Below are 7,330 nucleotides of genomic sequence, written 5' to 3' on the forward strand. Positions count from 1 at the left end.
AGCTGAAACGCGCTTATAAAGCGTTTAAAACATAAAAAAACGCCAACTTAAAAAATGGATAGTGAATAACCAGCTACCCTAGGGTTTCTTTTGCCTTTTTTTTCATTTGGTAAATTTCTTAAACATTTATGGCTAAACGACAATCGTCATCCCGCTGCTTGTTAGCGGGATCTCTTGTTAGCGGCTGAGATACTGCGGCGGTATGGCGTAGATTGCTGTCATTCCGCTACTAGTTAGCGTCGCAGCGGCATGGTGTAGGAAAATTAGCTATATAGCTAACTTGTACCACGCGTTAAAGCTTTTAAACAGGTCTTGGTTTACTTACTCCATTATTTTCTTTATTATCAGATATCATTTTAAATAATATGGAGGAGCAAATTGTCAGCAATTGCCATTATTGATTTTGGTTCACAGTTTACACAGCTTATCGCAAGACAAGTAAGAGGAATGGGTGTTTATTGTGAGATATTTCCAAGCAACATCAGTTTTGAAACAATATCAAAATTCAATGGGTTTATTCTCTCTGGAGGACCACAATCTGTAAATGATGATTGTTCTGAAACAAGTAGAGTAGTACATGAAATTATAAAACTTAATGAGGCAACAAGCGTTCCTATACTCGGAATATGCTATGGACAGCAACTCATTTGTCATTATTTTGGAGCAAAAGTAAAAGAGAGTTTCAAACAGGAGTTTGGTAGAACTAAAATCAAGATACTAAAAGAATCCCCCATTGTAAAGGATACCTGGGATGTTAATTCTGAAGTGGATGTATTAATGAACCATGCGGACAGTGTTGATACTATACCACAGGGATTTACTGTTATCGCATCAGGTGTGGTAAATCAAACAATAGCAATGATTGTCAACGAACAGCGGAAGATTTACTGTACTCAGTTCCATCCTGAGGTTAAGCCCACAACAAATGGCAGTAAATTGCTCTCTAACTTCTTGGATATTGCAAATTGCAAAAGAGACTGGACAATGAAGTCGTTTATTGAGGAGCAAAAGGAAAAAATCAAAAATGTAGTAGGAGAGAAAAAAGTAATCGCTGCAGTAAGTGGTGGGGTTGATTCAAGCGTTGCAGCGGCTCTCACACATAAAGCTATAGGAAAACAATTGAACTGTATTTTTATCGATACTGGGTTGTTACGCAAGAACCAAACCATCGCTATGTTGAAAGAGATTCCGATAAATTACGTTGATAAATCAAATTTATTTTTGAGTAGGTTGAAGGGAATAACTGATCCAGAAGAAAAGCGAAAAATTATCGGTAACACTTTTATTGAAGTGTTTGAAGAAGAAGCAAAAAAAATAGGTGATGTGGATTTTTTGATGCAAGGTACCATCTACTCTGATGTAGTTGAGTCAGGGCATGCCTCAGACAGCACTAGTACAATTAAGTCTCACCATAATGTTGGTGGGTTGCCAGAAAAGATGAATCTGAAGTTAGTGGAGCCTTTACGTTACCTCTTTAAAGATGAGGTAAGGCTACTTGGAAAAGAAATTGGGCTTTCAGACGAGATAATATTTCAACATCCATTTCCTGGACCCGGACTTGCAGTGAGGATTATAAGTGAAGTCGATAAAGAAAAGGTGCAAATATTGCAAGAAGTAGATGAAATATATATTAATACGATGAAAAATTACGATCTATATGATAAGATATGGCAGGCTTTTGCTGTATTATTACCAATAAAAACTGTAGGCGTTATAGGAGATGGTCGTACGTATGGATATGTTTGTGCTTTAAGGGCTGTAACATCATCTGATGGTATGACAGCCGATGCATTTCCATTTGAAGATAAGGATCAACACTTGCTAGTATTTTGGGATTTTTTACGCAATGTCGGCAGTATAATTGTTAATAATGTTCCCGGAGTAAATAGAGTTGTTTATGATATCACTTCTAAACCACCCGCAACTATTGAGTGGGAGTAAATCAAAAAGATCCCGCTGCTTGTTAGCTGGATCTAGAGATACCGCGAATGAATCGCGGTATGACGGTTAATTTTCTTTATTTTGCTTATAATTTCCACAAGCAGTGCAAACATAAATGAAGAATACAAATATCCTTTTGATAATTCTATATGAAATCCATGAAGTATGAGGTACACACCGACAAGTAAAACAAATAAAATGGCGATTATTTTTAACCCTGGGTTAGATTTGATTAACTGGGCGGTATAACTTGATAAAAACAGCATTGCTAGCATAGAAAATGTAAATGCTGTAGCAATTATTACCATGTTATAAGTTAGTGCTATAGCAGTTAATATCGAATCAACCGAAAAAACTAAATCTATTAATATAATTTGTAGCACAACTAAAAAAAATTTTGATTTAACGTTTGCTTTCTTTTTATTTTTCTTACATACAAAGATGTCATCCCGTAACTCCATAGAGCTCTTAACAATAAGGAATAATCCCCCTGCGATCATAAGTAAATCCCTTGCTGATGCAGTGTGAAATATAGGTTTTTGCATTGATAATATAGATGATGTAAAAAATAGTATTACAAAACGCATTAATAGTGCTAATCCAAGGCCCATAAGGCGCACTCTTTCTCTCAGCGCATTTGGTACCTTATCTATTGCTAGAGAAATAAAGATTAAATTGTCTACACTAAGTATAGTTTCAAGTAGTGTAAGTGTCAGTAAAGTCCAAGCATCAGTTAGCATTTTTGTTTCAAATTCGGTTCTTCTTACTCTACAATAGATGTGTAAAAATTAAGTGACTTCACTCAGAAGTTTTATAGCAGTTCTCCAGAAAAACAGGATATATAAAGTTCAGCAGCTTCTTCTATTTTCGTTTTTGAGCAAAATCAATAATAAGAGAGTTTCTTATTTTCATGCACGCAAATAAGATAAAGCCTTATTTTCATTTTTGACTTTATTTGAAAATAATATATACTACAAAAATAGTGTGCTAGGTTGAATGAATGTATATTAAAGGATCACCATCAGGCAAAGTATTCGCTGGTTATCAGGCATTTATACCAAGCCCCTTGCCACCAAAATTTGAATGGGACAATGATTTAGTGAATAGTCTTTAAACCCTTACTTTACTATAAGGGAAGTGGTTGAAAACTTAGGTGTCGTATTTACAACAGCCCAAAGAGCAATCGTAAAGCTTGAAGATTTAGGCATCGTTTCACAAACTTCTCAAGGAAAGAGAGATCGGGTTTATTGTGCAACTGATATTTTGAATATTCTAGAAGAACCAACTAAGATTACAGAGAACTTCGATAGCACATTGTAGCTATTGTGATGAATAAATTCAGCAAACAGCAAGCTTAAAGAGTCTGATCCAATGGACATGCTGAACAAAAAGTAAGGAGCTCCTTTTGGAGGATTATATTAACTTATTAATTAATTGCTTGACTTTTAGCAGGATTTATTATATTATTTACTAATGAGTAATGCAATCAAACCAAGGGGGATAGCATGATAAATAATTTGGATTCAATAATTCTTGGAATAAAAGATGGTGAAAAGGCGATTGAAGATTTAAGGGTTGTTCTTAAAAAAGTAAAAGAAGAAGTTATTACTACACAGACATTTAATTACGCTTTACAATGCCCACAAACTACAAAGGAAGCGATAGTACACGAAATTCTGCTTCATTTTATACAAAATCCTGGCGAGCAATCACTAGAACAAGTAATACAATACTTAGATGGAGCAATACAATCTAGGATATATGCAAAAAACAACCCAATAAGAAATCTAGATGAAGAATTTCGTACTCATATAAACTTTAAAGATGAAGAGGGAAATACATTACTACATCATGCAGTTATAGGTAATAAAACTGAAGAAATAACCACCCTGCTTGTTACATATAGTGCAAATCCTTTGATACAAAACGCGGATAATAAAGTTCCTTCAGATTTAGCTCAAGGAAAAACAAAAGAAGTGCTTATTAAAAATATGAAAAAACAAGCTAATACGAAAAAAGAAAGCGCTATGGTAGGCAGTTTGGTGCCTGGCGTAATAATTGGTGGTTTTCTTGGTGTTGTACTTGGAGCTGGTGTGTGTTGCAGTAAGTCTTTCTGGTGGTATGATACTAGGTGTAATGATAGCATCTTCTCTTGTTGCTAGTATAGCTATTGGACTGGCCATGTATTTTTTGAGTCAAGACTATGAACAGGCTAAAGCGATAGAAAAAACTATTAGCACTGTTAGCTCTGAAATATCTGTTGATGATACAACTGTCGCAAATGGTAAACAGGGGCCACAACTTACATAGAAAAAGCTATAGTATTTTTCAAACTAAATAATAAACCTTGTAATTAGGATATTCTGGATTCCAGCGTCACGCGCTGGAATGACAAATGTGTTTTTGTTTTTTTGTCATCAAATACTCCTACTCTTTATGTCATCCAAGTGTCCTGACTACTTGGATCCAAGAAATTTAATTGTTTTAAATTTTCCCCCCTATACACCTATTTAAAATTTATCTTATTCACATGTGCAATATAATCTATAATAACGTTTATCAATACAATATATTAAAAAATATTATGAGCTTCGTAAAAGAAAAAAACACCCCTGTGATGGAGCAGTATTTGAACCTGAAAGCTCAATACAAAGATCATCTGCTATTTTATAGGCTAGGAGATTTTTATGAATTGTTTTTCGATGATGCTATTAAAGCTGCGAAATTGCTGAATATAGTGCTCACTAAGAGAGGTAATTCGTGTGGGCAAGAAATACCAATGTGTGGAGTGCCAGCACACAGTAGTGAATCTTACCTGCACAAGCTAATAGATTTAGGATTCAAAGTAGCAATCTGTGATCAATTAGAAACTGCTGATGAAGCAAAAAAGAGGGGCTATAAATCCATAGTAAAACGTGATGTAGTGCGAGTTGTAACTCCAGGTACAATTATAGAAGATTCACTACTGGAGGATAAAAGCAATAATTATCTCGCATCCATAGTTGAACAAAATGACGAATATGCTATTAGTTGGCTTGAATTATCGACGGGAAAATTTTTTCACACTTTAACGAGTTTGAAAGCTCTAGATAGTGATTTATTGCGTATATCACCAAGAGAATTATTAATTTCTGAAAAATTCACTGAGGATGAAAAAATTAGATCGATTTTAAAAAATTATAAAATATCAATTACGCAACACGCACAGAGCTTTTTTGAGTATAGTAAATCTCACAGAACATTATGCGAGTTTTATAAAATCAGGGAACTTGGGAGTATAGGAAATTTCAGCAAAGTAGAAATCATGGCGTGTGGTGCACTGCTTGAATATGTCAGAGTAACGCAAAGGGGCTCCATTCCAAGGCTTGAATTCCCAAAAACCTATAAGCAACAAAATTTCATGCTTATTGATGCTTCAGCAAGGAGAAATCTTGAGTTGTTTTCAACTCAATTTGGTGAAAAGAAAGGTTCACTAATTTCAGTTATTGATCATACAGTTACAGCTTCTGGTGGACGCCTGCTCAAACAAATGCTCGCTTCACCCCTTGCTTGCTCCAAGGCAATCAATTTGAGGCTCAGCACCGCTCAATTTTTTGTAAATAATCATGATTCACGCAGAAAAATACGAGAGATATTATCTAACATTCCGGATATTGAAAGGTCTTTATCGCGCTTAATACTAGGGCGTGGTTCACCAAAGGATATGAACCTATTGAAAATAGGCCTAGGAAAGACTTTAGAGTTGTCTGAGTTTCTGTCTACCTTGCATAATTATTGTTTAAGTGAAGAACCAGTAGCTAACTCTCAGATGTCATTCCAGTGCTTGGCACTGGAATCTAGAGAAAAGGAGTCAGTGTCTACCACTCAGGTGATAAGTAGTGACGAGAGTGAACTCAGCACAATACATAAAAGCCTTGGCAATCATAAAGACCTGTTTGAGCTTCTAAACGGTGCTGTGCTTGATAACAATCTTAGTTCCGTAAAAGAAGGAGGGTTTATCCACTCAAAATACAACTCAGAATTATCTGAGTTATCCTATGTATTAAATAATAGTAATAAACTAATAACCAAACTCCGTGAATCTTATCGCGACCTAACTGGTATTGCCGCACTTAAAATATTACATAACAACATACTCGGTTATTACGTTGAAGTGTCGGCAAATCACAAAATAACTTCGGATATATTTATTCATAGACAAAGCTTAGCAAATAGCATGCGCTACACTACTAATGAATTGAAAGAACTAGAAAATAAAATTCTTACGGCACGTGATGCTGCAATCGGCTTAGAAATGAAAATTTTTAGTGAACTGTGTAGTGAAGTCGCTAAAGAATCTGAAAAAATTGCTCTTGCCGCAAATGCTTTGGCAAAACTTGATATTAGAACCGCATTTGCAGAGCTTGCAGTGCAAAATAATTACGTAAAACCCATTATTGATGACAGCAAAGAGTTCAATATCTGTAGCGGAAGACACCCAGTGGTTGAAGTTAACGATAAATTCATTGCAAATAGCATCAATTTAGCTGGTATACATCTAATTACTGGTCCTAATATGGCTGGAAAAAGCACTTTCTTGAGGCAAAACGCTCTCATTGCAATTTTAGCTCACATGGGGTCATTTGTGTCAGCAGAGAGTGCACATATTGGAGTGATTGACAAGATATTCAGCAGGGTTGGCGCAACGGATAATATAACAGCTGGTTATTCTACCTTCATGGTAGAGATGATCGAAACAGCAACGATAGTAAATCAGGCAACGGACCGTTCCTTGGTGATACTTGATGAAATTGGTAGGGGCACAGGGGTGTATGATGGATTATCTATTGCACAGGCGGTGATTGAACATATTCACAATGTAAATAAGTGCCGCGCCATTTTTGCAACTCATTATCATGAATTAACTAAAGTAAGCAAATACTTGAAGAACGTGAAATGTTTTTGTGTAAAAATAAGAGAGTGGAACGGAGAGGTTATTTTTCTACATGAAGTAATTGAAGGCATTGCAGATGAGTCATATGGAATACATGTAGCAAAACTTGCTGGTTTTCCTGATTCTGTTTTAAATAGAGCAAGTGAAGTGTTTGAGGAGCTGAAGGCTTGAATCATTATTATAAGTGAAGAATTACCTATACAATCGTGGTAGTAGCTATAGAAACGAAAAACTTACTTGACACCCTTCGCCAGCGCCCTTATCATGACAGCGGAGCTGTTGTATTTGCTTTCGCCAATCTGCAGATTAAAAGGTAAGGATTACTTAATGTATCGGCGTCTTATGTTCAATTTTTTGCAGTATATAGATACTGTATGTCTTTACAGAACTTCATCTACATCTAGATTTTTATCTAAATAAGCTGAACGCGCTTATAAAGCGTTACAAGACATCAAA

The 7,330-nt window shown here is 35.5% G+C and carries 5 protein-coding genes; 4 read left to right on the forward strand and 1 reads right to left on the reverse strand.

Features of this window, described 5'->3' with window-relative positions:
• Positions 1 to 378 precede the first annotated feature (378 nt).
• Positions 379 to 1,941 carry a glutamine-hydrolyzing GMP synthase gene (gene guaA / locus OZD63_RS01040; RefSeq protein ID WP_275007870.1) on the forward strand — a complete coding sequence of 521 codons (1,563 nt, stop codon included), beginning with the start codon at positions 379 to 381 and terminating at the stop codon, positions 1,939 to 1,941.
• A 32-nt stretch (positions 1,942 to 1,973) separates the two neighbouring features.
• Here guaA and OZD63_RS01045 read toward each other — a convergent pair whose 3' ends face one another.
• Positions 1,974 to 2,681 carry a TerC family protein gene (locus tag OZD63_RS01045; RefSeq protein WP_274979981.1) on the reverse strand — a complete coding sequence of 236 codons (708 nt, stop codon included), beginning with the start codon at positions 2,679 to 2,681 and terminating at the stop codon, positions 1,974 to 1,976.
• Positions 2,682 to 3,446: 765 nt separating this feature from the next.
• Between OZD63_RS01045 and OZD63_RS01050 the strand changes: the two genes are divergently transcribed.
• From OZD63_RS01050 to mutS, 3 genes are all read left to right on the forward strand, one after another.
• Entirely contained in the window at positions 3,447 to 4,103 is a 657-nt protein-coding gene (locus tag OZD63_RS01050; protein WP_275007871.1) for an ankyrin repeat domain-containing protein, read from the forward strand.
• On the forward strand, positions 4,078 to 4,251 hold the full coding sequence (locus OZD63_RS01055; protein WP_275007872.1) for a hypothetical protein: 174 nt from the start codon (positions 4,078 to 4,080) through the stop codon (positions 4,249 to 4,251). Before OZD63_RS01050 ends, OZD63_RS01055 begins: the two co-directional genes overlap by 26 nt.
• 274 nt (positions 4,252 to 4,525) lie before the next feature.
• Positions 4,526 to 7,045, forward strand: a complete 2,520-nt coding sequence (gene mutS, locus OZD63_RS01060; protein WP_275007874.1) for a DNA mismatch repair protein MutS — start codon at positions 4,526 to 4,528, stop codon at positions 7,043 to 7,045.
• Positions 7,046 to 7,330: the final 285 nt, after the last annotated feature.

The organism is Wolbachia endosymbiont of Drosophila leontia, from assembly GCF_028981785.1.
GTDB lineage: Bacteria > Pseudomonadota > Alphaproteobacteria > Rickettsiales > Anaplasmataceae > Wolbachia > Wolbachia pipientis.

Coding starts and splice junctions, on each gene's coding strand:
- OZD63_RS01045 (WP_274979981.1), bottom strand. CDS start 2,681: ATGCTAACTGATGCTTGGACTTTACTGACACTTACACTACTTGAAACT.
- OZD63_RS01050 (WP_275007871.1), top strand. CDS start 3,447: ATGATAAATAATTTGGATTCAATAATTCTTGGAATAAAAGATGGTGAA.
- mutS (WP_275007874.1), top strand. CDS start 4,526: ATGAGCTTCGTAAAAGAAAAAAACACCCCTGTGATGGAGCAGTATTTG.
- OZD63_RS01055 (WP_275007872.1), top strand. CDS start 4,078: ATGATAGCATCTTCTCTTGTTGCTAGTATAGCTATTGGACTGGCCATG.